This is a genomic window from Granulicella sp. S190 (assembly GCF_009766095.1).
Taxonomy (GTDB): Bacteria; Acidobacteriota; Terriglobia; order Terriglobales; family Acidobacteriaceae; genus Edaphobacter.
In genome coordinates, this window is record NZ_LMUD01000023.1 from 288,055 (window position 1) to 314,052 (window position 25,998).

A 25,998-nucleotide genomic window follows, 5' to 3' on the forward strand; every position below is an offset into this window, starting at 1 on the left:
CGGAGAGGCCGAGGATGGCGGCCATGGCTCCGACGCCGGGGGGGACGGCTTGCTGCATGAACTGGCCGCGAGAGCGGACGGTGCGGACGGCTTCGGCGAAGGAGAAGGTGCCGGCGGCGACGTGGGCGGAGTACTCGCCGAGGGAATGGCCGGCGGCGAAGGCGGGGCCGGTGATGCCTTTTTCTGCGAGGGCTTCCGTGAAGACACGGGCGGCGGCTACAGAGACGGTGAGGATGGCGGGCTGGGTGTGCTCGGTGAGCTTGAGCTGGTCGTCAGGGCCTTCGAAGATGAGTTTGGAGAGGGAGAAGCCGAGGGCCTCGTCGGCCTCGTCGAAGAGGGCGCGGGCGGTGGGGAAGTTGTCGTAGAGGTCGCGGCCCATGCCTACGGCTTGCGAGCCCTGACCGGGGAAGAGGAAGGCTAATTTTGTCATCAATGCTGATGATAATTGAAAGAGTATGTCCTGCCGGACGGGCCCACTGCGCGTGGGGCGGTCACTTCGTGACTTGTGTACCGGTCGGGCTGGGGCGATTGGTTTGGGCCTCCCGTTGGTCGGCGGGAGGAGTCTTTTTGCTAGATGCCCAGGCCGAAGTCTACGTCCTGCTCGTCGCCGGAGTGGGCGTAGAAGTCGTAGGGGGTGCGGCGGTTGAACTTGTAGCGCTGGCGCAGCTCGCGACCGACGAAGAGGCCAAGGGCGACCGCTCCCAGGCCAGCGGAGATCCAGCCTACGGTCTTGATGAGGGTCGATTCTGCGTCGTCCTCATCCTCGTCTGCGAGATGGGGAAAGGGGAGTGCGGCGGTAACGGGGATGTCTTCCGCTTCGTTGCCTTCAGTCCGCGACTTGGAGCGAAAGATCATGCTTTGAATGATAGCGCAGGTTCGAGGGAGAGTGGGAGTATCGGTGGTGGAGAGGTGCTGCTTCGGTGGCATTGACCAATTGGACGCTTCGCGGCGGATAAGGTTGCCGCGAATGGTGGGAGGTCGATGGAAGGGAGACACACCTCCCATTGGGGGATGACACTAGAACGGCAAGGCAAAGGCAACGACAAGTGCGAAATGCGGGTGGGGTTTCGGTTTAGGTGACGTCGACTTGATGGACGCAAAGCGCTGGCTGGCCATTCGCTGCTGCGCTAGGTGACATCGACCTGATGGAAGCCGAGGCTGTAGAGGAGGGTGGTGACGGTGGCGCGGGCGTTCTTGCGGGCGGTGTCGAGGATGCCATCGGCGAGGGCCGATTGCTGGAGCTGCTGCTCGGCTTTGGCGCGCGTGTCGGATTCGAGGTTCTGGTCGACGGGGACGAGGAGGCCGGTGGCGCGGGCGTAGACGCGGGTATGTTGGTTGTCGAGGGTGGTGATGAAGAGCTGAGAGGCAGGCAAGGTGACGTGGATGGACTGGCCGCTATTGTCGATGCGGACGTCTTCGGATTTGAGCTGGGCGAGGTCGATGCCGGCGATCGATTGGCCGTGGACGACGAGGAGGAGGCGGTCGCCAGCGAGGAGGTCGGGGAGGACGGTGCTGGACTTGGAGCCTTCGACGACGGTATCGATGGAGTAGACGACGGTTTCAAGGCGACTGAGGCGCTGGATGCGCTGGACGACGGCGGGAACGGATGTGTCGTAGGTGGTGGTGCGGCCAGTGATGGCGGTGGCGACCCGGGCAAGAACTCCGGTGGTGGCGTGGCGGATGAAGACGGCCAGGGCGGCTGCGCCAAGGATCAAAGAGAGCAGGACGGCGAAGAAGGTTCCGGAGGAGCTGCGGTTTGAGCCATAGGCGCCGTATTGGGTAGTCATGCTTGTTTGGATCCTACTACTTCGCAGAGTGGCCGAGAGGATCAGGCCACTCTGCGGTGTTCTTGTTGATGGGCTAAGGGCTATTTGCTGCTGAGGGTTTGAGGTAGGTTTCGAATTGCCAGAGGATGCGGGTGTAGAGCTCATCGCGGGCGGTGGGGCCGGCGATGGAGTGGGTTTTGCGCGGGAAGAGCTGGAGGTCGTAGGGGATGCCAGCGTCGATGAGAGGCTGAATGAATTGGATGGTGTTGGCCATGTGGACGTTGTCGTCGCCGGTGCCGTGGGCGATGAGGAGACGGCCTTTGAGTTTGGCGGCTTCGGTGACGGGGGAGTCGGTGGTGTAGGTGTTGTTGGGCTCGGTGGAAGGGATGCCCAGGTAGCGCTCGGTGTAGATGGAGTCGTAGTTGCGCCAGTCGGTGACTGGGGCGACGGCTACGCCAGCGCGGATGCGGTCGGTGTGGGTCATGGCGTAGAGGGTGAAGGTGCCGCCCCAGCTCCAGCCCCACCAGCCGATGCGTTTGGGGTCGAGCTGCGGGTATTGGGCGAGGATCTGGTCTAGTGCGGCGAGCTGGTCTGAGAGCTGGACGGGGCCAAAGTTGCGGAAGGCTGCTTGCTGGAAGTCGCGTCCGCGACCGCCGCTGCCACGTGTGTCCACGTCGAGGATAGCGAAGCCATGTTGAGCGAGGAGCTCGTTGAAGATCTGGCCGCCGCTCCACGAGTTGCGGATGCTGCTTTCGGGGGTAGGGCCGTTGTAGGGGTTGAGGATGAGTGGGACGGAGGCTGCGGTGGTGGAGGCAGGGAGGGTGAGGCGGCCGTAGAGTTTGGTTTTGCCGTCTGCTGCGGTCACCGAGACTATGGCGCTGGTGGCGCCGGTTGCGGGGGCAACGGGTTTTGACTTCCAGTAGGGGATGCAGCTCTGGCCGACGGTGCAGAGGCTGACGACGGGCGGGGTGATGGCGTCGCTGTAGTAGTCGGTGAAGTGGGTGCCATCCGGCGAGGTGCGGACACCATGGGTGCCGCGACCGGTGGTGAGCTGCTGCCTGGCGGTGCCGTCGAGTTTGATGGACCAGAGGTTGTCTTCGAGGGGTGAGCCTTCATTGGAGGAGTAGAAGACGGTGCCGGATTTTTCGTCGATGCTATTGACGTCTTCGACTTCATAGTCGCCCTGGGTGAGCTGGCGGGTGAGGGTGGCGTCGGCGGCGAGGGGGTGATGCTCGTCGAAGCTGTAGAGGTAGAGATGCGAGTGGCCGTCGCGCCAACTGCTGATGACGAAGCGGCCGCCGGAGAGGAGGTTAAGATCGGTGCTGAAGTCGAGGTATTTTGCGTCGGTGTCGGTGTAGACGAGGCGGGATTTGCCGGAGCGGGTCTCTGCGAAGTACAGGTTGAGATGTTTCTGGTCGCGGGTGAGGATCTCGACGTAGACGGTGTTGGCGTCGACCCATCCGAAGCGGGGTATGTAGTCATTGTTGGCGCTAAAGGGGAGTTCAATGAACTTCGTCTTACCGCCTTTGGCGGAGACGATGCCGACGCGAACGGCGGGATTGGGGTCGCCGGGCTGGGGGTAGCGTTGACTGTCGATGGTGGCGTGGGTGGTAATCCAGTCGGTGATGGGATACTGCGGGACCTTAGCTTCGTCCATCTGGAGGTAGGCGATGGATTTGGAGTCGGGCGACCAGAAGTAGTTGCTGCGGACGTCGAGCTCTTCGAGGTAGACCCAGTCCACCTCACCGTTGAGGAGGGTGTCGGTAGTGTCGTGGGTGAGTGCTGTCTCTTTGCCGGCGCTGGCTACCGGATGCACGAAGAGGTTGTGGCTTTGAAGGTAGGAGACCGATTTGGCGTCGGGAGAGAACTTGGGATCGTCGCCTGAGCCCTCGTGGGTGTCGACGATGAGGGTGCCGGTGCCTGCGGCGATGTCGTAGAGCCAGAGACGGCCTCCCTTGTCGAGGAGAAGATGCTTCGAGTCCGCCGCCCAGATGTAGGCAGACATGCCGTAACGGGCACGATGGTCTGCGTCCTTTTCGTTGACGGCGGCGGTGGTGAGTTTGCTGAGCTGGTCTGCGGTGGCGAGGACGCTGGCGTGGCCGGTTGCGGCTTCGATCTGCACGATGTCGCCGGACTTGCCGATGGGGTCGTTGTCGGAGGCGATGTAGGTGAGGAGCTTGCCGTCGGGGCTCCATGAGGTGCCGTGAGGGGGAGTGCCGGTGAGGTCTTTGTTGGCGTCGGCGATGGTGCGGAGGCCTGGGTCGGTGGCAGAGGTGGTCTGGACAGTGGTTTGCGCGATGGCGCAGGTAGCCGTGAGACTGAGGAGGAGAGTAGATCGCAGAAGAAGACGCATGGTTGCGACAAGTCTACAGATTTAAAAGGGAGCGACCAAACACGCAGAGGCTTGTTACTCGCGGATGAGACGTATGTCGACTTCGCGATCTACATACTGCCACTCCCTGGTCTCGCGAAGGCGGTGCACTAGCTCATCGAAGGCATCGGCATGCTCGGGTGCGTATTCGAACCAGGTGAGGAAGTCGAATGGTTCGCCGAGATCGCGGCAGTGATGGAGGCGACGGGTGATGGCGGGTGGATACTCCAGGCCGATGCGGATGTGCTTTGACTGCTCTTCAAAGATGTCGCGGCGCTCGTTTTGGGAGAGATCCCACCATGCCGCTATCTTGCGAATGGGAATCAGTGCGGCGCGGGTGGCGCGACGGCAGTTGAGGCCACGCTGCTTTGCGTTGAGGGCTTCGGTTTCAGAAGAGGTTGTGTAGCGGCTGTTGCTGGTGAAGCCGCGCAGAGACCAGACGAAGCTGCCGGTGAGATCGGATTCGCTGCCTTCGAGAACTTCGAGTCTTTCGGCAGGTTGAAGACTCTCTCCGCGGACTGCGTCGAGCCGTTCGATTCGCCATGGGCCGATAGATCCGGAGATGAAGGAGACTAAGAGGGGTCGTGCCATATCGCTCAGTAGAGATGCGAGTGATTGGACAACGGACCCCTTGCATTAGTTACATGGTTTCCATGCTGGAGGAGGTTGCGATTTCGTTGTGAGTGGCGATGCGGTTCTGGTAGCTTGCGGCGATGAAGTCGCGGAAGAGCGGGTGCGGCTCCAGCGGCTTGGATTTGAATTCGGGGTGGAACTGGCAGCCGAGGAAGAAGGGGTGCGTGGGGATTTCGACGATCTCGACGTAGGTGGCGTCGGGCGTGGTGCCGGTGAGGCGGAGGCCTGCGCCGGTGAGGATGGCTTCGTACTCGCGGTTGAACTCGTAGCGGTGACGGTGGCGCTCGCTGATTTCTGTTTTGCCGTAGGCGTGGGCGGCGAGGGAGTCGGGCTCCATGACGCAGTCCCAGGCTCCGAGGCGCATGGTGCCACCCATCTCTTCAACTCCGGTGAGCTCGCGGAGTTTGTAGATGATGCGGTACGGGGTGGCGGGGTCGAACTCGCCGGAGTTGGCGTCCTTGAGGCCGCATACATTGCGGGCGTACTCGATGCAGGCGGTTTGCATGCCGAGACAGATGCCGAAGTAGGGGACTGCCTCTTCGCGGGCGTAGCGGATGGCGTTGAGCATACCTTCGATGCCGCGCTTGCCGAAGCCGCCGGGTACGAGGATGCCGTCGAAGCCCTGAAGTTGAGCGGCGTAGTCGGGGACTTCGAGGCCTTCGGCTTCGAGCCAGGTGACGCGGAGCTTGAGGTTGTGGGCGAGCGCGCCGTGGACGAGAGCTTCCTTGAGGGATTTGTAGGAGTCTTCGTACTCGACGTACTTGCCGACGATGGCGATGGAGACTTCGTCTTTGGGGTGATAGGCGCGGCGAACGATGTCCTGCCACTTGGAGAGGTCGGGAGCCTTGGCGTCGATGCGGAGGTACTTGAGGGCGAGGGTGTCTACGCCTTCGGCGGCGAAGGTGAGAGGGACCTCGTAGATGCTGGCGACATCGCGGGCGGCGATGACGGCGGGCTCTTCCACGTTGCAGAAGAGGGCGATCTTGTTGCGCATCTCGCGGGGAACAGCGCGGTCGGAGCGGCAGAGCAGGATGTCTGGCTGGATACCGATGGAGAGCATCTCCTTGACGGAGTGCTGGGTGGGTTTGGTTTTAAGTTCCTGCGCGGCGGCGATCCAGGGGATGAGGGTGACATGGACGAAGCAGGTATTTTCGCGGCCGAGGTCCTGACGCATCTGGCGGATGGCTTCGAGGAAGGGCAGCGATTCGATATCGCCGACGGTACCACCAATCTCTACGATGGCGACGTCGCAGTCGGCTCCGACCTTGCGCATGGCGTTCTTGATTTCGTTGGTGACGTGCGGGATGACCTGAACGGTCTTGCCGAGATAGTCGCCGCGGCGCTCCTTGGTGATGATCTGCTCGTAGATGCGGCCGGTAGTGAGGTTGTTGTCACGTGTCAGCTTGGCGTGGGTGAAGCGCTCGTAGTGACCGAGGTCGAGGTCGGTCTCGGCGCCGTCGTCGGTGACGAAGACCTCGCCGTGCTGGAAGGGCGACATGGTGCCGGGGTCGACGTTGAGATAGGGATCAAACTTCATGAGATTGACCTTGATTCCGCGGGCTTCGAGGAGGCAGCCGATGGAGGCGGCGGCGAGACCTTTGCCAAGGGAAGACACGACTCCGCCAGTTACGAAGATGTACTTTGCAGACATGTCCGCGACCTCTTTGTATGTATTTGAAGTTTGTGCAGGATGGGCACGGTTAAGTATCGCAGGGTCCGCGCTTGGAAGCAATGGGTTGACTTTTCGAGGGGAAGCCAGTTTGAGTCACATGACTCTGAGGGCTGAGATGGGGCTTTCTTTTTCTGTTTTTCAGGGGACGGGATTCTTCGGGATGCCGCGGGAGATCTTCTTGACGAGGAACTCCTGGATCAAGGAGGAGGCTGCGCCTGAGGCGGTGTCGATGAGCGCGTTGGATATCGTGAGGCCAGCGCCGTTGCGATCGCTGGCCGGGTAGTAGAGATTGGAGATTCCTGCGGAGGCGAAGTTTCCGAGGATGAAGGAGTAGTTCGGTTGCCAACGGCCGTTGTCTCCTTTGCAGATGAAGGCGGTCGACATGGCGTAGAGGGCCCGGGAGCGGATGGTGCCGGTGCCTTTGTAGAAGTAGCGGGGGTCCTGGTGGAGGATCGAGGGGAGGATGGCGTTGCCGATCATGCTGCCGATGAAGCCGTCGCCGTAGGACGCTCCGAAGCGTTTGAAGTAGCCGGCTGTGCCCTGGCCGTAGCCGCTGAAGGTGTTTTGCGATTGTTCGACGCCGGCGATGATTGCAGGGATCGCGATGGATACGGGATCGTATGCGGTTCTAAAGGCGAGGCGAAACTTCTGGCCGGAGGTGAGAGGGGCGGCGTCCCATGTGTATGAGACGTAGAAGTTAGGGAAGACACCGAGTACGCGCTGTTTCTCTTCCAGCGATACCTGCTCTTCGGCTATGTCGTATCGGGTGAAGTTTACGTCGACGTTGGTCATGGCGGAGGCTACCTGGAGCATGACGGTTGGGAGTTCAAAGCTTTGGGCTTTTTGGAGAACGAGAGCGGTGGAGACCCAGTTGGCAAAGCCTGACGAGACGATCGCGATTTTGAAGGTGCCAGGGCCGAGAGCTGTGAAGCTGAACGAGCCTGAGGCGTCGGTCGCGATGGTCCGTTGGGGCCTCGCGTCGAGGAACTGAATGGAGACGAGGGCACCTTCAACCTGGGCTCCGTTGATGTCGAGGACGGTGCCACTGATGCTGCCGGTGGGCTGTGGGTCGGAGGGAAGGAGATTGGCCGATTGCTGTCCGGGCGCGTCCGGGAGTTCGGGAGATAGCGCGGCGACTTGTTGCGTAACGTCCGGGGAACTGCTGGAAGGCGTCTGCGCATGTGCAATCATGCCGAGCATCACGCACAGCAGGATGGTCAGAAGAGTCGGGCCCGGATTACGCAGTCCATGCATATCAGCTACGTTTCCAATTGTAGATGTCCACGTCGGCAGTTTTGTGACAGACAAGGAACGGGGAGGTAGCCTTGCCGAGTTACTTTGATCTTGCCTCTTCCAGTATCTATTCCACAATCACCATCGGTCTGAGTTTAGGGTGGTCAAGAGAGATGGTGGATGGACTGTGGAAGCTTTTGATTGGATGCAACCCGATAGCATAGCGGCTGCCTGATCTCGCGGGCCGAAGAACTCGGCGCAGCCTTTCAAAGAGTGTTGATGTCTGTGGATTCAAGAACGGGCCGGGGATAGCCGTTTTTGGCGACGAGGAGCATGGCGCGGCCGACCTGCTCGGTTGTGCCGATCTGGCGAGGGAAGAGGTTTTTCATAAGCGGCAGGATGGGTTTAAGAGCTGCGTAGAAGATTCGATAAGACTTTGTTTTGGAGACGATGCCGTGGAGCGGCTGGATGAATCCGGGGCGAAACATGTAGGCCGCTTTGAAGGGCAGCTTGAGGATATCGTTCTCGGTTTTGCCTTTGACGCGGGCCCACATGCTGCGACCTCGCTCGGTGCCGTCGGTTCCGGATCCAGAGACGTAAAGGAAAGTCATGGACGGATTGAGCTTTGCGAGCGTGGTTGCGGCGGCGAGGGTGAGGTCGTGGGTAATGCGGGTGTACTCGGCTTCGGACATGCCAGCGGAGGTGACGCCGAGGCAGAAGAGACAGGCGTCGAAGCCGGTAAGGCCGGATGCGATGGTGGAGTAGTCGAAGAGATCGCGATGAACGAGTTCGCGCAGTTTGGCGTGCTGCTGGCCGGTTGGGTTGCGAACGATGATGAGGACCTGCTTTACCTCGGGGTCGAGGAGACACTCACGAAGAGCACCCTGGCCGACCATGCCGGTGGCACCAAAGAGAATTACGTTCATGAGGACATGGTACAGAGGAATGCAGGCTTGAGATGTTCGTTTGGCTAACGAGTGACGGCAGTTCACTTTGGATTTGAGATGTGCGGGCCATGTGGCGATCGGGTCTACTCGCGGCAGCGTAGAACTTTACCTTGACAAACCATAACCATATGGTTATGGTTTAAACGTGACCAACCCTGAGGACAGTGTCTTCAAAGCCCTTTCGGATCCGACTCGCCGAGCCATCTTCGAACGGCTGACCCGTGACGGCGAGCAGACCGTTCATGCTTTGACAGAGCAAGCAGGTGTGTCCCAGCCGATGGTTTCGAAGCATTTGTCGACCCTGAAGCGTGCCAAGCTGGTCCGCAACCGACGGCAAGGCCGCGAGACTCACTACTATGCCAGGCCTGAGGCTCTCGTGCCATTGGCTGACTGGATGAGTTCCTACAGTCGCTTCTGGCATGACCGGTTTGACCGCCTCGAAGACTTGCTGAAACGGATGGACTAATGACTACTACACGTTCCCTTGTGATTGAAAGAGAGATGCCATATGCGCCCGAGAAGATCTGGCGTGCTCTTACGGAAGGTTCGCTGATAAAGGAGTGGCTGATGGACAGCGACTTTCAGCCTGTCGTGGGTCATGGTTTTACCTTCCGCTCGACGCCCATGCCCAACTGGAACGGCATCATCGACAGCGAAGTCCTCCTCGTTGAACCTAATAAAAAGCTCTCCTATCGATGGGGTGCTTTGGGGTTGGAGAGCATCGTCGTCTGGACGTTGGTCCCTACAAGCGGCGGAACGCTTCTGCGGATGGAACAGTCCGGCTTCGGTCTCGATCAGGATGCCGCGTACAAAGGCGCGAACTACGGCTGGCAAAAATTCATTGGTGGTCTGGAACGAGTTGTTGCCGGTCTGCAATAACGTCGGCATCGAAAGGAGTCTCAATTATGAGAGCAAAGCTCCGCCCGCGTTTGATTCTTCGCTGGATTCACATCCTCATCAGCATTCCTATATACGGATATATCTATAGCCCGTTTGAAAAGCTCCCGCAGTACGCCCGTCCGACCCGGTTTGTCTTCTTTCCTCTCATGGTTCTTACGGGATTGTTGATGTGGAAGGGCCATCTTGTTTGGCGACTTTTCGGCTGGCAGAACAAAAGAACGGAGAGAGCATGAAGGCTAAAACTAATTCGAATGATGAAGCTGCTTCAGCGAAGATTACCAAGAGGTTTGAAGATCTGGGGGATTGGCGCGGAGAGACGCTCGCTCATCTTCGTCAGCTTATTCACGACGCCGACCCTGATGTAGTGGAGGAGTGGAAGTGGGAGAAGCCAACATCTCCCGGAGTGCCCATCTGGTCTCATGATGGCATTGTCTGCACAGGGGAGTCGTATAAGCAGGTGGTGAAGCTCACCTTTGCTCGCGGAGCCTCACTCAAAGATCCGAAGAAGCTGTTCAACTCCAGCCTGGAGGGGAACGTGCGGCGTGCGATCGACCTCCGTGAAGGAGAGAAGATTAGCGAAGCCGCTTTCAAGGCGCTTTTTCGCGAGGCGGTGGCAGCTAACTCCGCGGTGCTCGCTGAACGAGCAGCCAAGAAGAAGTGAGCCAGCCACGGAACGTTTTTTATTGGGTCGCTGAGACTGAATGCGATTGCAGGATAGGGCTCGGCGGATTGAGGATGTTGGGCTTCGTGGGGCCGAGCTCCAGGATCGAGAGCTGACCGTCGGTGAGTAGGTCGTCGCCGGTTGCGTTTGCGGCCTTCTTCGGGGCGTGTGGGCGATCGACAAGAGCGTAAGAGGTTGCAGTGCCGGAGTAGAGCAGGTCGGTTTCGATCCATTCGCGCTCGCGATCGATGTGGGGATCGATACGATGAGACCACTTGGTGGCCTTTCGTTGGGTGGAGATGGCGATGTCGTGGGTTGCGGCACCGATCCAGACATCGCGGCCCTGATAGGTTCCGGGCTCCTTCCAGATTCGGATGTGATGACGTTTGGCGAAGGTGTCGAGGGATTTCTGGAAGACGAGGTCCGGTGGCCTTCCGTTGATCATAAGCAGAGAGACGGGAGCGCTGTTATAGCCTGCGCCGCGGAGGGTAGCCTGAACCGATTTCACGGCGGAGCCCATGCTGAGGGAGTCTGCTTCGAACCATCCTGATTCCTGAAAGGCCGCGACGAGCTGCTGCTGCGAGCCGATGAACATGAGATTAGTCAGGTCGGAGGGCTTTTTATCTTTGGTGTAGACGCGCAGGGGTGCCGCGGCGACGAGCGTCTTCAGCTTTGGATCGACTGGCAGCAAGGGCCAGCCTGACCAGGCGTCCTTCGTCTTGAGCATGGACGGGCGCACCACTTGAATCTGCAGATCGGTGCCTGCGGGGAAGAGAATCTCCCGGCGGATGGAGAGGCCGTAGACTGCGGAGACGCCTTTGATGGTGTAGCCCGCGATGGGGTTGACCATGCCGAGGCCGGCGAGAGCGAAGGATGCCTTGGTCGAAGCATGAGGCTGGATGATGCCGAGGATCTCGTTGTTGCGAACAGTCTCGCGTGCGTTGTCGACGTCGATGACGCGGGCGTAGAGGGGCGAGCGAGTGCCGTCGGCATGGATGATGTTGGAGAAGTCGAGCACGAGGCGCGGACGGGAGTATTTGTCCGGAGCTTTTTGGGCGAAGAGGACTGTGGCCTGAACCTTTGTGCCAGGGGCGATGACGAGTTCTCCCGTGGGGCAGACAATGTTTTCCCCGCTTTTGCAGAGGGGATAGGTTACGGTGCCTTCGATGGGATCACCGGTGCGGGAGTGTTCGCTGTAGACGGGACCGTTTAGCCGTACGCTCAGAGTCTGACCGGGGGAGAGGTCGGCCTTTCTGGACTGCGCGACGCTGGCCGCGATGGTGTGCGGCATGTCGCCGTTTTCCTGATTGAAGAAGTGGAAGAAGGCGGTGAGAAATCCGCTGGTGGCTCCGTTTTCGATGAGGAGGGTTTGGATCTCGAAGTTGGGAGAGTAGAGGAGATAGTCGAGGGCGGTGTCGTTATAGATGTCTTCGCGATTGATCTCTACGCCGTGCTGGATGAGCTGGTCTGCAATCTCCTCATAGGAGACGATGACTTTCGGCTTGGTGCTGTAGCTTGAGCCAAAGATCGTCCAATGGAGGGCGGTGCGGCCGTACTGGTCCACCGCTTTGACATCGGCTCCGTCTGCGAGCAGTTTTTTGGCTTCGGCGAGCCGGTCGAGAATTGGCTGCTCTTTGGTCTCGCGTGTGGCCTGGTAGAGCTTTTGAATGAGTGGGGAAGTATGCGAGACATCGATGGTAACGGCGGCGGTATCTAACTCGTCGTCTGGCGTTTCCTGAGTGTCGTCGACTGCTTGGGAGGTATCGACGGCTGGATTGGCCTGAGCCGATGGCTTGGGGTTGGTTTGAGCGATCGCTTGTTGTGCGGTGGTTGAGCCTGCGAGAGTCATGCAGACTCCGAGGATCAGATACAGTCTTCCCAATGCAACTGGCATAAGTGTCACCTCTGGTTCAGGAGCCCGGACATCAGCGCGGATGGGGTTGCTCTACGGAAGACAGCAATCCCGAAGCCACGTGTTCTACTGGGGAGGTGATGGGAGAGATCATATACGAGCGAGCGAATGACAGCTACTGCGTGGATTGATTTTCAGGCCTGGGCGCTGCGGGGGATGGAGTCGCTGGCGGGACGGAACGGCTTCAGACGAGGAGGACCGGCACACCTTGCGACGGGGGCGAAGGGTGAGCGGGAGGCTCTCTTTTATCTGCGCAAGATGGGATATACCGTAGTTGCGCAGAGGTGGAAGAGCGCGAAGCTGTGGGGAGATATCGACCTGGTGGGCTGGGACGGACCGATGCTGTGCTTTGTCGAGGTAAAGACGCGGAGTGGACGGGATGTGAGCTCTGCGGAGTCTGCAGTGGACCGGGACAAGCGGGAGATGCTGCGGAGGATGGCGCGCGCGTATCTCAGGGGGTTTCCAGAGAAGTTGAGGGCGGAGGTTCCCGTGAGGTTCGATGTGGTGTCGGTATACTTGCTGCCATCGGGAACCGAGTTCGAACTGTACCGGGAGGCGTTTGGATGGTGATGGTTGTGCGGAAGTCTGATGTGGCGTAGCTGATTTCCGTTGAGCCAGTTCCTCCACCACTGTTCTTAGGTGAGAATCAGAGGTCTCGTTGGGTAATCTATCCGAACGAGCCGGAGTCGGTGTCTAATACATTTGATGTACAAGGATGAGGATTGATGACGCTGCTGAATGCACCAGAGTTCGATAGTCGCCGTGAAGCCCGAAATCGATACCTCCTGATTGGTTCAGGGGTCTTAGTAGCGTTGTTGATAGTCACGGGAGTGGGCGGTTTCCTGCTGGGGCATGGATGGTTCTTCTCCAATTTGCCCGCAGAACATCGAGTGGGCAGCTTTTTCAGCGCGCTCGAGGCGCAGGATTATGAGAAGGCGTTCGCGATTTATACCAACGACCGGGAGTGGAAGCAGCACCCCGAGCGACACGTGGATTATCCCCTGAAGAGGTTTACCGAGGACTGGACGACCGCGAGCCCTATCGGCGAGCCGATTCATTCGCATCACATCGATATCTCGAAGACCGATGGAACAGGAGCCTTCGGAAGCGGGATTATTGTGGCAGTGCGGGTGAATGGGAATCACAAAATGTTTATGTGGTATGAGCGGAAAGATGGGACGCTGACCGAACCGGCTCCACATGAACTTCAATACGACTAGGTGCAGGCAGACTATTGTGAGACTTTGACCATGTCGACGTTGGCTCAGACGAGGCGCAACCGGTCTGCTGAGTAGCTACTGAGAGAGCGTCTACTGTCTCCTTTCGGATGTGGCAGCGCCCGGTAGGCGGAGCCTTATCAAGCTTTACAATCAAAGAAGCTCCTTGGCGAGCGAAGGAGAACGTGGTTTTTGAAGAAAGCCCTTATTACAGGAGTCACTGGCCAGGACGGAGCTTATCTCGCCGAATTCTTGATCGCTAAAGGATATGAAGTCCACGGCATTAAGCGTCGAAGCTCATTGTTCAATACCGCTCGCATTGATCACCTTTACGAAGATCCCCATAACCTATCTCCCCATTTTATTCTTCACTATGGCGACCTGACTGACTCCTCCTCACTTATTCACATAGTCCAGAAGGTCCAGCCTGACGAGATCTATAACCTTGGTGCTCAGTCACATGTTCAGGTCTCTTTCGAACAGCCGGAATACACGGCAGACGCTGACGCTTTAGGTCCGCTTCGCTTGCTTGAAGCGATCCGTATTCTTGGATTGGAAAAGAAGACAAGGTTCTATCAAGCCAGTACTTCTGAACTCTACGGCCTAGTGCAGGAGATCCCTCAGAAGGAGACAACGCCTTTTTACCCTCGCAGCCCTTATGCTGTAGCCAAGATGTATGCCTATTGGATCTGCATCAACTACAGGGAAGCGTATGGTATTTACGCTTGTAATGGAATCCTTTTCAACCACGAGTCTCCTCTTCGCGGCGAGACCTTTGTTACTCGTAAGATCACCCGTGGCCTTGCTCGCATTAAGGCCGGCCTGCAGGAGAGAGTTTTCCTTGGGAACCTAAGCGCGAAACGCGACTGGGGCCATGCTCGCGATTACGTCGAGATGCAATGGCTCATGCTCCAGCAAGAGAAGCCACAGGATTATGTTATCGCTACCGGCGAACAGTTCAGCGTTCGAGAGTTCGTTCAACGATGCGCCAAGCTTCTCGATCTGAACTTGACCTGGGAGGGAAGTGGCATAGATGAAAAGGCTGTCGATTCGAACGGCAATATAATTGTCGCGGTGGATCCTCGTTACTTTCGACCGACCGAGGTGGAGACGCTCCTCGGTGACCCCAGTAAAGCGAAACGTGAACTAGGCTGGACCCCGCGAACTAGCTTTGACGATCTAGTCCGAGAGATGGTCGACTCCGATTTCAAAGCCGCTCAACGAGACGCACTGGTCCGAAAACATGGCTTTGAGGCTTATAACGTTCGTGAAACCTAGAGCTAGCTCAAATCGAACCTTACTAGTCTGATGATAACTGGCTTCTTAAAACCCGCCTTAATGGTCGTAGATCCCACCAGCTTCTGCACCGCAGGTCTGCGAGCATCCTCGAGCAAGTCCGGAGATTCTTTATGAGAAAAAGCTCCAGCATCTATATTGCCGGTCATCGTGGCCTTGTGGGATCAGCCATTCAGCGGGGTCTTGAGCGACAGGGCTATTCCAACCTAGTCACACGTACCCGCGATGAACTCGATCTTCTCGATACGGTGTCCGTCGATAGATTTTTCGCAGATATTAAGCCAGAGTATGTCTTTCTCGCCGCGGCGAAGGTGGGGGGGATCCTCGCAAACAGCACTTATCCAGCTGACTTCATTCGCGACAACCTCGTCATTCAATCCAATATCATCGAATCTGCTCGCAGATCAGGGGTTGATCGTCTTCTATTTCTCGGTTCGTCGTGTATCTATCCACGGCTCGCTCCTCAGCCGATACCAGAGTCATCACTGCTCACTGGCCCCCTTGAACCCACAAACAGGCCCTATGCACTGGCGAAGATTGCAGGTATCGAGATGTGCTGGAGCTACAACCGGCAGTACGGTACGCGTTACCTGGCGGCTATGCCCACGAACATCTATGGACCTAACGATAACTTTGATCTCAATACCTCCCACGTGCTGCCTGCCCTCATTCGCAAGACCTGCGAAGCTGTCAAAACAGGGGCAAGGGATATCACGGTATGGGGGACTGGAACTCCCCGTCGCGAACTGCTTTATTCGAACGACCTAGCGGAAGCTTGTATCTTCCTAATGGATCTGGATGAGGTCAGCTTCCAGTCATTACTCGTCGAAGATGCTCCACCTCTCATCAATATTGGCACAGGGGAAGATGTCACAATACGCGAGCTTGCCGAAACGGTTGCACGTGTTCTGGGCTTTTCTGGACAACTGACTTTTGATGTGACTAAGCCCGATGGTACGCCGCGGAAGCTGATGGATGTCAGCAGACTGCATAGCCTTGGCTGGCATCATAGAACCGGCTTAGAGCAGGGAATCAAACTCACTTTGGACGCCGTCCGAGATAGACTGTAAGGCTGCGTGGCACTTAGTGAGATGCGTGCGACTCGTTTTCTAAGATGGAATTACGGGATAGCTTGAAGATTATGCTCGGCGGGATGCCGTAGCTTTTGCTTGATGGGAGCCTGAACTGATGGCTCACTTCCTGCGCGTCTTGTTGAGATTTTCAACCCATGTGTAAAGAGTCTCGGCCGAAGTTATCTGTTCGTTTAGAAATGCGTCCAGCATTAACCGTGTGTCAACTGCGTTGAATGGTAGATCGATCCGCGCTCCTGTTTCTTGGTAAGGTGCCTTCACGATGTAAGCCGGACGGTCGTCAAAAGTTGCTCCATCGCTTGCGACCTGTTCTTCAGGCGTCCAGTCCGAAGCATCTGACCACATGTATGTTCGCCAAGAGTGGTCTCCCATAATGACGACGGTAGAAGAGTCCCACTGCCCGCGGGACTTAAGAAGAGATTGCACGTGTGCCAGATAGGAGTCGGCGAGCGCCAGGTTGTCGATGTAGTTCGAGTTCCCCACAGTGAAGCTGCGAGTGGAGCGGTTATAGATGCCCCCAGGATGAGGTATAGGCATGTGTAGCAGGATGAAGTTATCCGAAGGATCTTCAAGAAGGCGATCTGCTGAGGCCAATAGCTCCTGATAGTCGTCGATGTGATGTGTGGCATATAGGTCCGCTGCCCTGGGTTCATGAGTCAAGGCGGTATGCAGAAGATCCATAAGAATAAAGCTTGTTAGAACGGGCTGCGCGCTATTTCTGAGGATTGAAGCTTTAGGCATCGATCTATTTGAGGCTAGTCCACTTAAAGTCCAAGAACAACGATCAAGCACGTCCGAGAGGATGCGGCAGTATGGGATATACCAACCTGTCACCGCAGTGCTGTAGCCGGCATCGAGAGCATCTCGGAAGACTGTGGCGTGCTGGTCGAAGTTCTCCCATCTGTTCTCGCTCGAACGATGGATCATGAGGCGTCCGTCTGCGTGGGATCGAATCTTGTCGATCGACAGACCAGACATCAGGGATGGCATGACAATTTCTGTCAACTTGCCGGCTGGCACGACGTGTGTGAACACCGTCGAATGGGCGGCAAGTGAATCGAACTCTGGCAAGTTGAGACTTGGAAATCTCTTTCCATAAACCTGCTGGTACGAAAGCTCATCCAGGAGGATCCAGATAATGCGAGGAGTACCAGGTCTGAGCGCATGAGCAGCGGGAGTCCGGTGCAGAGTGTTGATTGCATTGAGTGATCGTGCCTGCCAGCCAAACCACACCAACTGGATTAGGATCATGGCTCCGCAGATGGCAATTGAACAGAGGATTGAGATCGCCAGCGTTCGGACTCGTTCAAAGAGGTGCTCATGCGCTGGTCGCCAGAAGGTCACAACAAGAAGGAACGCCGCCAAGCATAATCCAAGAATTGATCGGCTTAGCCAGTGGGGGAAATACCAATTGGTAAGGATGACCAGGTTTTTTAGAACAGCCCATGGCAGGAAAAAAAGAATTGCTGCCCAAACCACAACCGATTTCTGTGACGACTCTTTTACAGAAAGCAAAAGGATTGTGACCATGATCCAGAAGACAATGAAATCAACAAGTGCGGGGATAAAGAGTGTGCTTGCGGGACCGCTCCAGTGATAGATCGCATTGTGGGTGGTGGATACAAGCGGACCTACGATCCATAAACAGCAGATCGTGGTTATTCCCAGAGCGGAGGCTATCAAGGTAAATAGCCGACGCTTCATTTCTTCCTCATGAGTGAATCTGACTCGCTTATTTTTGGGGAAGATTTCCCTTGGTGGGTTTGATTGCCGTTGCGAAAACCATGGTCATTGGAGGTTCGGCAAAGATCTTCGCTGATGCGAGAGGGAGTGTTCGATTTGGTCGACGGGAAAGTGCATTCATTCTTTGGACGGTGGAGACGCAAGTATTAGTCTGCTCAACGAGAGGCTTCGTTGCTGATCTACTATTCTATCGCTACGTTTGAGACCTCTAAACTAGGTTACACTTAAAAATCGGAATAGGAGGTTGCGACGACTCCTCTACTGAAACTCACGCATGAATACGGACATACTAGTGGTAGGCGCAGGGTTTGCCGGCGCGGTCATTGCAGAGCGATTTGCCTCGCATGGAAAAACTGTTCTGGTTATCGACAGGCGTTCTCATATCGGCGGCAACGCCTTCGACGAGTTGGATAGTGCCGGCGTGTTAGTGCATCGGTATGGCCCTCATATCTTCCATACGAATGCGCCACACGTCGAAGAGTATCTGTCAAAGTTCAGTGAATGGAAGAGATACGAGCATAGAGTTCTTTCTTCGGTGGACGGAAAGCTTTATCCCATACCTATAAACCAGCAAACGATCAACCAGCTTTACAATCTTTCGCTGGATGAGGAGGGAGTCGCGGCATTTTTTGAAAAGGTACGAGAGAAACGCACCCCTATTCGCAATAGTGAAGATATTGTTCTCAATAGTGTCGGGCGCGATTTATGCGACAAGTTCTTCAAGAACTACACACGAAAACAGTGGGGTCTTGATCTCTCCGAATTGAGCGCCGCAGTGGCCGGTCGCATTCCCGTGCGCACGAATAGTGACGATCGTTATTTCACCGATAAGTTTCAGCGCATGCCAGCTGAAGGCTACACGCGGATGTTCGAACGAATGCTGGACCACCCAAACATACGGGTCGAACTTAACACCGAGTTTCAAAGTGTTCGCAATAGAGTTTGCGTAGAAAAGACCTTCTATAGCGGACCACTCGACGCCTACTTCAATTTTTGCTACGGCAAGTTGCCCTACCGATCACTCTCGTTCCGCCACGAGCATTTTGCAATGAAAGAGCAGTATCAGCCAGTAGGAACAGTCAACTATCCCAACGATCATGAGTACACTCGGATTACCGAGTTTAAACATCTCACCGGACAGAGCCACTCAGGAACATCGATCGTCCGCGAGTTTCCTCAGACAGACGGAGACCCTTACTATCCGGTTCCGACTTCGGAAAACCAAGCTTTGTATCAAAGTTACAAAAAGCTAGCAGATGCGGAATCTGCAACTCTTTTCATTGGTCGCCTGGCAGAATATCGTTACTACAATATGGACCAAGTCGTCGCTGCTGCCTTACTTCTTAGCAGCAAGATTCTCAATCAAACCAAATGACTCTAAGTTCAAATGCCGCTGTTGTTGTTACCTTTAATCGAAAGCAGCTCCTTACAGAGTGTGTGGATGCGCTCTTGCATCAGAGCTTGCCGCCAAATGCAATCTTTATTGTAGATAATGCCAGTTCAGACGGTACGAAAACGTACCTAAAGGAGCGAGGCTATCTGGAGAATCCGCTCATCCGTTATATTGGACTACCTCAGAACATTGGTGGCGCGGGTGGATTCCATGTCGGGATGGATGCTGCACATAAAGCCGGATTCGATTGGCTATGGGTTATGGATGACGATACTGAGCCCTATCCAGATTCTCTGGAGATAATGGAACGGTTTAAGCATTATGCTGAGGTTGTCGCTATCGCTAATGCTAAGGTGGATCGTTTTGGAAAGAAAACAGCTGACGGACTTAGGCTTTATTCGAGGCAGCATACGACGCCTTATACCAAAGTCAGATTTTCGTCGTTTGTGGGCTTATTGATTCGATCTTGCGCGATAGATAGGATTGGGCTTCCTATCTCAGATTTTTTTATTCACCGTGACGACACAGAATATTGTATGCGACTCCGTTCGATTGGAGATATCGCGCTAGCATCTGAAAGTACTGTTGCCCACAAGGAAGTTGCGCGTTGCCAAAAGAGCAGGCAGATTTTCTCCCATGTTTTTTATCAAAAGGAGATCGAAGCTTACTGTTTTGACTATTATGGCTACCGTAATACTGCTTGGATAGAGCAGAACTACCGCAAGAATCCGATTGTGCGGTATCTACTCCTAACCGTACGGTTTCTTTGCTTTACTGCGGCGGTGCTGGTATTCGATGTGGACCATAGATGGCTAAGAATCAAAATATTAGCGAAAGCGAACCTGGACGGGGTCTGCGGACATTTTGATAACGGTTTTCCTCAGCGTTTGCGGGAACAACTCAAGGCAGCCAAGAAACTTAAAATCACTTCTATTCAAACTTCCTAAATGGCATTCCAGTTGGTTCGACGAGTCCCACAGGTAGTCTTCCCCTAGCCTTTAGCAAACCATGGTTTGAGGGAGTAGCCTGCAATTCAGGAAGTCCTGCCACCAAATCTGGGCCCGATGATCGCAAGATAGCAGAACAGAAAGGACTCTCTCATGATGATGAACAGTAAGTCACGCCAAGACGCCAGCCAAAAACATTCTTGACGATCGAAAAGAGATGACTTCGCCAGTTCCAGATGATGCGGACCGCCGACTGTGATGAGAAACACGAACAATTTTCAAGCAGCTTTGCACAAAGAAGCCTCTCATGCCGTTTGCACGTATCGATCTGGCCTCTGTGGCTGAAGTCGTATACGAGGGATCATCGGTCCTGAAGATATCTGATGGCAATCGTTTCCAGGTCATCGGCGAGCATTGCACCGACAATTCCGTATCAATCCGCATGCGGAACAGATCATTCATCCTTTGCGCAGCGAGTCGAGCGCATGCCACGCGGGCGGAAGCAGATCGGCGTAGGCGCTTTCCGGCGAAAGGAGCCAGTGGCGTGGAGCGACAACTACCTTCTTCGGGCTTGGGTTTAGCCAAGCTCCCCACCAGGAAAAACTACTGTTAGCGATGATGTGATGTTGGCAGGCGGCCATGAGGCGCAAATCCTCCTGGGAGGAGAAGTCGTCATTGCCTTCCACGAAGACCTGGCGCATGTCGGCGGGCAGGTTCTTGCGGGCAAACTCCATATCGTCGGAGAAGATGAAGAAGACGGGATCCTCGAACCGCCGCCGGATAAGGTCGATGGCTCGATGATAGTAATCGAGCGGAAGAGCAATGTTTCCTTCCGCGGCCAAGGTATAGTCCCTGCGCCGCACATGCAGCGAAACCGAGACGGGAGCCGCATCAATCTGTTCGAGCAGCCTTTGATTGTTCCCGGTAGCTGGCTCTCGCAGACGAAATTCCTGGCGGAGTTGCGGAGCGACAGCCTCAGCGTATGGGTAGGCCTGCCAGAATCCAGAGATGTAAAGGGTTCGGACGTCGGACGGTAGCTCCAGGTCTTCAATGAAGTGGGAGCGTCGTTCTTTGGTCTCGTGACGGACAGCGATGCGGCCAAGGGTCTTCATGGGCGCGCTTAGTTTGAGTCCGCGGGGACCCTGTGAAAGCATCAGATGATCCAATCGGTTCTTCAGGCGGATCGGAGACGTGATCTGAAACCGTGAAAGGAGAAATGGACGGTTGTACCCACCATGTGAGAGCGTGCCCTCCACCGGCTCCTGAATCACTAGCAGCTTACCCTTGTATCTGTCAGCAAAGTAGAGCCCTGCGGCATACTGAAAGAGTTGATTGCCAAGTCCACTGAGCTGTTTGCTGAAGACGTTCATGGGTCAAAATATTCATCCTCTCCAATCAACTATGTTAGCAGCCATTCTCCAATGGATGCTTCTCCCGTTCGGCTCCTATCGTGCAGTGCAACGGCAGAGTCGTCTTTCTTCGAATCCGCTGGCAAGTTCTGTGCGGTGAAGGGATGTTCACGCGATTCTGAGCCCAATCAACTGCTCAAGGGCCAAATCTCGAGCAGTTGCCCTATTAGGAGCACATCTCGCATTGTCATTGGTCTGTTCAGTACACTTGGAACTGACAATGACCAATACTCCAGCGAACGCCACCGCCTGTCTTATTCTCACCGCTACGATCAAGGTCAAAGAGGATATGGTATTTACCGCGAGGACGGACACAGACACACGCCTTAGCGATTACAAACAGGCCCTGGCTCTTTGGCTTGCGCATCCGGATATCAAGTCGCTTGTTCTAGTGGAGAACTCCGGTTCAGATATTTCTGAACTGCGTGAGATCGCTAATGAAAGACCCGAAAAGAACGTCGAGTTTTTGTCCTTCAAGGTTCGCGAGTACGATGGCTCCTTAGGCAAGGGCTACGGTGAAATGATTTGCCTGCAGTACGCCATCGAGCACTCCCAGTTGCTTGCCCTCTCCCCGCAATTTGTGAAGGTGACGGGGCGCTACTTTTTGATAAATGCTACTGACTTCTTGCACTTTGCCGACCGTCGGCGCGATGCGGAAATCATCTGTGACATGCTGTTGAATCTCACATGGGCCGACAGTCGAGTTTTCGCCGGGACCACGGACTTTCTGCGTAATTATCTTTTCCCCCTGAGGGATGAGGTGAACGACAGCCAACAGTCAAACTTCGAGCACGTGCTGGCCCGTGCTGTTCATGCCTGCATGGCCAACCGTGGCACCTGGGCCGAGCCACCGTTTCCTCTTGAGATTCAAGGCGTCTCCGGCAGTCAGGACCGTGGTTGGCAGATGAACGTCAAAGATAAGTTTAAGCTCCGCATCCGGCACAATCTATTCGCACGCTTCCTTGCCACCGCTCCCAGATAGAGCCTAGTGCATCCTACACGGATAAGTTGTGTCAGACAGCGTTAACCTGTCCACGTTTTCCAGAATGTAATAGTGCTTTGATCGTATGTTGCAGGAGCGGGCTCGTCTGCCAGGACCAGACTATAGCCACTGCAAGCACCAGCACCTCCGCCAGATTTTTCCACCAGACGACCTGCTCTGATGACAGACTTAAAGCAATTAGCACAAGTACACCACCCGCAACCAACCTACGCCACTCCCCTACTTGCCGCGCCACGATCAGCAGTAATAGCGCGTCAAACGTCACACGCAGGGTCCAGGCCCACGCCGCACCGATGAGGCCAAAGTAATGCACCCCGATCCATAGTACGGCAAGAAAGGGCAGCGTCTCGAAAATATGGAATTTGGCCGTCAAATCGGGCCGATTGATCGCCTGCAGATGTTCAAACGGAATGATCGCCAGGCTGTTAATCCAGATCCCTGCCAGCAGAACAATACCGATGGGTGCCGCTCGCTGCGCAAAGTTTATGCCGACCCAATAGCGCATGAACAAGGGCAAAATGGCCACGCCGAATACGACCAGAGGCGTCATCACCGCCGCGAGCGCCGTAATGGCATCCTCCGCCAGACGGGAACTCTCTGTCTGGCTGCTGCGCGAGAGCTTCGGAAAGAGGCTTGTCGCAAATGAGGCCGGCAGGAGAGAGACGCGGCTTACCAGGTTGAACGGAACGGTATACATAGCCACTCCCTGAGCCCCGATCACGCTGCCGATAACCATGCGATCCATCGTCGTCAGGATGGGATTAATCAGGTTCGAGATCGTCACCCAACCACCGTACGAAAACAATGTGGGGACCAAACGTGCCTGGAATGCCCCACCCACCCCGAAAGGCAATACGCGCTTTAGAACGACGATGTTCGGAATCGAACCCAGAATACGCGTTATCAGAACGGCAGCAATCAGCCACTTGAGGTCGGGTCCATGCCAATAGGCAACGGCGAGAGGAACAATTTGTGTCACGAACGCGTTGCAGGCATTAATGAGATTGAAACTTCCAAAACTTTCGCGGGCCTGCATTGCTCCGCCCAGCACACCCGTGACAATCGAGAGGGGAACGGATGCTGCCAGCCAGGGAAGGCTCGCAAGCACCTCGGCTCGCATATTGTAGGGCATCTTGAACGTGGTTATAAAGAATGGCCTGGCGGCAAAGTAAAGAACAACCCCGCCGATGAGGCCGAAGCAGAGATTGATGGCTAGCGCGGTCCAAAATACATTTTCGCGCTCGATTTGCTGCTCTCGGTCACCTAGCTTGGCGATATGAAATAGCGCCGCTCGCGTAATTCCAGGATCAAATAAGCCAAAATAGCCAAGGAAGAGCCACACCAGCGCCAGCACGCCATAGCGTGCATCGCCGATCAATCGAAGATAGATAGGCACTGTTACGACACCCACCGCCATCGGAACAAACGAACCTAACAGGTTGTACGCCGTGTTGCGCTTCACTCCCATAGACTCTGATTCTAACGTTCTATATGCTGGGGCTGCAGATTGGGCTCCGGCGGATGTGACGGTCATATCCTCGATCGTGGTAATTGCTGAGCAAGAATCTCGTCAGCAGATGGCCGCCCGTGAGTCCGCCCGCACCACTGGCATAAGCAGCCTTTTTGCACCTATGATCGTGATGTTGTTGCTCTGGCAGTTCCGCCTAACTGAGTGTAATTTGAGAAGATGCGATCCATTTATCAACGCTGTTTGCTAAAGGTCAATCGACTCCTGAAGATGAATCGCCAAGGGCACTTAAGAAACTTCGAATTGTATTTGCCTTACATCACGGATAAGTGGGGTTTGGAGATCGGTGGGCCGAGCGATGTATTTCGGAAGGGAAATCCCACACCTGTCTACGAGGAAGCTCGAAGAGTAGACAATTGCGATTTCTCTAAGGCGAATGTCTGGGCAAAACACAGCGAGAGTTTCGTCTTCAATTCTGAAAAGGCCGCGGGCACAAGCTTGTTCTGTGAAGGTTCAGCCTTAGAGGAAGTGCCTGATTCAACTTATGACTTCGTTCTGTCTTCCCACAATCTCGAGCATTTCGCAAATCCGATCAAGGCCGTAAAAGAATGGCAACGCGTGTTGAGACCAGGAGGAGCGCTAATCCTTACGCTACCTTATTATCGATATACATTCGATCACCTCCGGCAGCCCACAAGTGTAGACCATATGTTCGACGACTTCGAGCAGAACACTAATGAAGATGATCTTACCCATTTACCTGAAATCCTCGAAAAACACGATCTTACGATGGACATAGCCGCAGGCTCCAAGCACGAATTTCACGGACGTTCACTAGACAACTTCTCAAATAGATGTCTCCACCATCATGTTTTTGATGAACACAACAGTCGTGAATTGTTATCTCGGGCCGGCTTTAGGGTATTGTCCGTCGAAACCGTAGCACCGCCTCACATTTGCATTCTTGCGCAGCTAACCTAAGTGTTGCTGCCCTACTTCTTATGATGCGACTCCACTCCGGAACACGCGATATATTGAAGGATGAATGAGCCATCAAATCTTGATTGCGCGCAGTGTGGCGGCCAAATTCCAGACATTTACTGAAAGTTAGAGATTCCCATTACGGTAATACAGTTGAGTTCTCGATAACGATGCTCTATGTGATCGACGGTCGCTACCGATTGGTGTTCTGGTGGATATAACGCTCGTATCCTCGATCGTGGTAATGGCCGAGTACGAAGTTCATCAAGCGATTCGGACAGGCGATCTTGAGCGATTGGTTGGCAATGGCCTCGACGATACGCATCATCAGTGGTATGCGTGTGAGCACTCTGCTTAGCCGGGCAGCCAGCGGATTTGGTTTTCGCGGCAGTTTTCCTGGCCAGAGCTTATCGAAGTATGCCGTAGACTCGCCGACCTTTTCCATGCGGCGGCAAGCTCCCAGGAAGTTCATCGGATGCAGGTGGCTGGCGACAGCGTCTGGTAAAAAGACCATCTCCAGACCATGCTGGGCTTCAATGCGGCACGCCGCTTCGATATCCTCCATGGCCGCATATGGAAATGACTCGTCGAAAGGAAAGGTGCGTAGTAGCGAAGTCTTTAGAGAAAGATTGCTGGTGTAGAAATGCCTCCAGTCTGGCTGGATGCCGGCGATCAGCTCTTCATAGTGAAACTGCGTGCCACGGGTATCCTGCCAGCGCATAAACGATGTGATTTGCTGACCTTCTTCGGCCCAGACGGTGAGCCCTAGTCCGACGACAGATGCCTCTGGGCGCTCCTCGTGCAGTTTCATGTGGAAGGCCGTGAACTGCGGCGCGGGGAAGATGTCGTCGCCGATCAGAAGCGTAATCGGTGCTTCAATGACGGAGATTGCGAAATTGCGGGCACGAGCTGGACCACTGTTCTTCTGGCGGAGATAACGAAGGGAGAGTGGTGTGCGCTTCAGGTAGTCGCTTACCCACGTCTCTGTAGAGTCGGTGCTCCCATCATCGACAATGACAACCTCGAAGTCCTTGCGCGTCTGTTTTTCGAGATGCTCCATGCACTGCTTCAAAGCGTCACAACGGTTGTAGGTGGGAACGACAACTGCGAGCGGATACGACACTGCCAGGCCTCCGAAATTGTCTCATCAACGATAAAGCCAGCCCATCGTTTACCATGAAACAGATCTTCCTATTTTAGGGTGTCGCACGATTTTCATCATGCACGTGAAAATCCAAATCGCTTTTAGTGATAACCACGGACGGCCGAGGAGCGGCCGCACCTGAGGACGAAAAAGGTTTGCCTTGCTCTCACTCATCCGTCCGAGATTTTTGGGCGCTCAGGAAAAAGGTCGC

Annotated in this window: 25 protein-coding genes; 12 read left to right on the forward strand and 13 right to left on the reverse strand. The window is 55.5% G+C overall.

Translation table 11 applies throughout. The annotated features are described in order from the left end of the window. The 8 genes from GSQ94_RS14620 to GSQ94_RS14655 form a co-directional block, all read right to left on the reverse strand. On the reverse strand, nucleotides 1-430 hold a 430-nt coding region (locus GSQ94_RS14620), incomplete at its 3' end, for an ACP S-malonyltransferase (RefSeq protein ID WP_158944593.1). A 140-nt stretch (nucleotides 431-570) separates the two neighbouring features. Then, nucleotides 571-927, reverse strand: coding sequence for a hypothetical protein (locus GSQ94_RS14625; RefSeq protein ID WP_216843090.1), 357 nt, complete (start codon nucleotides 925-927; stop codon nucleotides 571-573). 200 nt (nucleotides 928-1,127) lie between these two features. Further along, a complete protein-coding gene (locus tag GSQ94_RS14630; RefSeq protein WP_158944595.1) occupies nucleotides 1,128-1,787 on the reverse strand; it encodes a DUF4230 domain-containing protein in 660 nt (219 codons plus the stop codon). A 73-nt stretch (nucleotides 1,788-1,860) separates the two neighbouring features. Further along, complete coding sequence (locus tag GSQ94_RS14635; RefSeq protein WP_158944596.1) at nucleotides 1,861-4,119, reverse strand: alpha/beta fold hydrolase; 2,259 nt, start codon at nucleotides 4,117-4,119, stop codon at nucleotides 1,861-1,863. Nucleotides 4,120-4,173: 54 nt separating this feature from the next. After that, complete coding sequence (locus GSQ94_RS14640; RefSeq protein ID WP_158944597.1) at nucleotides 4,174-4,728, reverse strand: chlorite dismutase family protein; 555 nt, start codon at nucleotides 4,726-4,728, stop codon at nucleotides 4,174-4,176. A gap of 49 nt (nucleotides 4,729-4,777) precedes the next feature. After that, on the reverse strand, nucleotides 4,778-6,421 hold the full coding sequence (locus GSQ94_RS14645) for a CTP synthase (protein ID WP_158944598.1): 1,644 nt from the start codon (nucleotides 6,419-6,421) through the stop codon (nucleotides 4,778-4,780). Between the two features lie 159 nt (nucleotides 6,422-6,580). Next, complete coding sequence (locus GSQ94_RS14650; RefSeq protein WP_158944599.1) at nucleotides 6,581-7,696, reverse strand: carboxypeptidase-like regulatory domain-containing protein; 1,116 nt, start codon at nucleotides 7,694-7,696, stop codon at nucleotides 6,581-6,583. A 245-nt stretch (nucleotides 7,697-7,941) separates the two neighbouring features. Next, complete coding sequence (locus tag GSQ94_RS14655) at nucleotides 7,942-8,601, reverse strand: NmrA family NAD(P)-binding protein (protein ID WP_158944600.1); 660 nt, start codon at nucleotides 8,599-8,601, stop codon at nucleotides 7,942-7,944. Nucleotides 8,602-8,767: 166 nt separating this feature from the next. On the opposite strand from GSQ94_RS14655, the gene GSQ94_RS14660 reads away from it, so the two are divergent. From GSQ94_RS14660 to GSQ94_RS14675, 4 genes are read left to right on the forward strand one after another with little or no spacing between them, the layout of a single operon-like run. After that, entirely contained in the window at nucleotides 8,768-9,088 is a 321-nt protein-coding gene (locus GSQ94_RS14660; protein WP_158944601.1) for a helix-turn-helix transcriptional regulator, read from the forward strand. Next, a complete protein-coding gene (locus tag GSQ94_RS14665; protein ID WP_158944602.1) occupies nucleotides 9,088-9,501 on the forward strand; it encodes an SRPBCC domain-containing protein in 414 nt (137 codons plus the stop codon). The genes GSQ94_RS14660 and GSQ94_RS14665 overlap by 1 nt, the downstream gene beginning before the upstream one ends. Before the next feature lie 26 nt (nucleotides 9,502-9,527). Next, nucleotides 9,528-9,755: a hypothetical protein gene (locus GSQ94_RS14670; protein WP_158944603.1), complete on the forward strand. Its 228-nt coding sequence runs from the start codon at nucleotides 9,528-9,530 to the stop codon at nucleotides 9,753-9,755. Next, entirely contained in the window at nucleotides 9,752-10,183 is a 432-nt protein-coding gene (locus GSQ94_RS14675) for a DUF1801 domain-containing protein (protein WP_158944604.1), read from the forward strand. Before GSQ94_RS14670 ends, GSQ94_RS14675 begins: the two co-directional genes overlap by 4 nt. Before the next feature lie 19 nt (nucleotides 10,184-10,202). Here the strand turns inward: GSQ94_RS14675 and GSQ94_RS14680 are convergent, their stop codons facing one another. Then, the gene (locus GSQ94_RS14680; RefSeq protein WP_158944605.1) at nucleotides 10,203-12,077 is read right to left on the reverse strand and encodes an LssY C-terminal domain-containing protein; all 1,875 of its coding nucleotides are present in this window, start codon (nucleotides 12,075-12,077) and stop codon (nucleotides 10,203-10,205) included. A gap of 126 nt (nucleotides 12,078-12,203) precedes the next feature. Between GSQ94_RS14680 and GSQ94_RS14685 the strand changes: the two genes are divergently transcribed. The 4 genes from GSQ94_RS14685 to GSQ94_RS14700 all read left to right on the forward strand — a co-directional run bounded on the left by GSQ94_RS14685 (nucleotide 12,204) and on the right by GSQ94_RS14700 (nucleotide 15,678). Further along, nucleotides 12,204-12,665, forward strand: a complete 462-nt coding sequence (locus tag GSQ94_RS14685) for a YraN family protein (protein WP_158944606.1) — start codon at nucleotides 12,204-12,206, stop codon at nucleotides 12,663-12,665. Nucleotides 12,666-12,820: 155 nt separating this feature from the next. Continuing rightward, nucleotides 12,821-13,315 carry a hypothetical protein gene (locus GSQ94_RS14690; RefSeq protein ID WP_158944607.1) on the forward strand — a complete coding sequence of 165 codons (495 nt, stop codon included), beginning with the start codon at nucleotides 12,821-12,823 and terminating at the stop codon, nucleotides 13,313-13,315. 189 nt (nucleotides 13,316-13,504) lie between these two features. Then, nucleotides 13,505-14,590 (forward strand): GDP-mannose 4,6-dehydratase, encoded by a 1,086-nt coding sequence (gene gmd, locus GSQ94_RS14695; protein WP_158944608.1) that lies wholly within the window; start codon nucleotides 13,505-13,507, stop codon nucleotides 14,588-14,590. Nucleotides 14,591-14,721: 131 nt separating this feature from the next. Continuing rightward, a complete protein-coding gene (locus GSQ94_RS14700; protein ID WP_158944609.1) occupies nucleotides 14,722-15,678 on the forward strand; it encodes a GDP-L-fucose synthase in 957 nt (318 codons plus the stop codon). Between the two features lie 123 nt (nucleotides 15,679-15,801). Here GSQ94_RS14700 and GSQ94_RS14705 read toward each other — a convergent pair whose 3' ends face one another. After that, complete coding sequence (locus GSQ94_RS14705) at nucleotides 15,802-16,950, reverse strand: sulfatase-like hydrolase/transferase (RefSeq protein ID WP_158944610.1); 1,149 nt, start codon at nucleotides 16,948-16,950, stop codon at nucleotides 15,802-15,804. 766 nt (nucleotides 16,951-17,716) lie between these two features. Between GSQ94_RS14705 and glf the strand changes: the two genes are divergently transcribed. Both glf and GSQ94_RS14715 read left to right on the forward strand, forming a co-directional pair. Beyond that, complete coding sequence (glf, locus tag GSQ94_RS14710; protein WP_158944611.1) at nucleotides 17,717-18,817, forward strand: UDP-galactopyranose mutase; 1,101 nt, start codon at nucleotides 17,717-17,719, stop codon at nucleotides 18,815-18,817. Beyond that, the gene (locus GSQ94_RS14715) at nucleotides 18,814-19,782 is read left to right on the forward strand and encodes a glycosyltransferase family 2 protein (RefSeq protein ID WP_158944612.1); all 969 of its coding nucleotides are present in this window, start codon (nucleotides 18,814-18,816) and stop codon (nucleotides 19,780-19,782) included. The genes glf and GSQ94_RS14715 overlap by 4 nt, the downstream gene beginning before the upstream one ends. Before the next feature lie 458 nt (nucleotides 19,783-20,240). On the opposite strand, the gene GSQ94_RS14720 is transcribed toward GSQ94_RS14715, so the two are convergent. Beyond that, complete coding sequence (locus GSQ94_RS14720; protein WP_158944613.1) at nucleotides 20,241-21,152, reverse strand: alpha-1,2-fucosyltransferase; 912 nt, start codon at nucleotides 21,150-21,152, stop codon at nucleotides 20,241-20,243. A 259-nt stretch (nucleotides 21,153-21,411) separates the two neighbouring features. Here GSQ94_RS14720 and GSQ94_RS14725 point away from each other — a divergent pair, with 259 nt between their 5' ends. Then, on the forward strand, nucleotides 21,412-22,173 hold the full coding sequence (locus GSQ94_RS14725) for a hypothetical protein (RefSeq protein ID WP_158944614.1): 762 nt from the start codon (nucleotides 21,412-21,414) through the stop codon (nucleotides 22,171-22,173). Between the two features lie 31 nt (nucleotides 22,174-22,204). Here the strand turns inward: GSQ94_RS14725 and GSQ94_RS14730 are convergent, their stop codons facing one another. Continuing rightward, the gene (locus GSQ94_RS14730; RefSeq protein ID WP_158944615.1) at nucleotides 22,205-23,662 is read right to left on the reverse strand and encodes a flippase; all 1,458 of its coding nucleotides are present in this window, start codon (nucleotides 23,660-23,662) and stop codon (nucleotides 22,205-22,207) included. A 219-nt stretch (nucleotides 23,663-23,881) separates the two neighbouring features. Here GSQ94_RS14730 and GSQ94_RS14735 point away from each other — a divergent pair, with 219 nt between their 5' ends. Then, nucleotides 23,882-24,643 (forward strand): class I SAM-dependent methyltransferase, encoded by a 762-nt coding sequence (locus GSQ94_RS14735; protein ID WP_158944616.1) that lies wholly within the window; start codon nucleotides 23,882-23,884, stop codon nucleotides 24,641-24,643. 193 nt (nucleotides 24,644-24,836) lie between these two features. On the opposite strand, the gene GSQ94_RS14740 is transcribed toward GSQ94_RS14735, so the two are convergent. Further along, nucleotides 24,837-25,766, reverse strand: a complete 930-nt coding sequence (locus GSQ94_RS14740) for a glycosyltransferase family 2 protein (RefSeq protein WP_158944617.1) — start codon at nucleotides 25,764-25,766, stop codon at nucleotides 24,837-24,839. Nucleotides 25,767-25,998 lie beyond the last annotated feature (232 nt).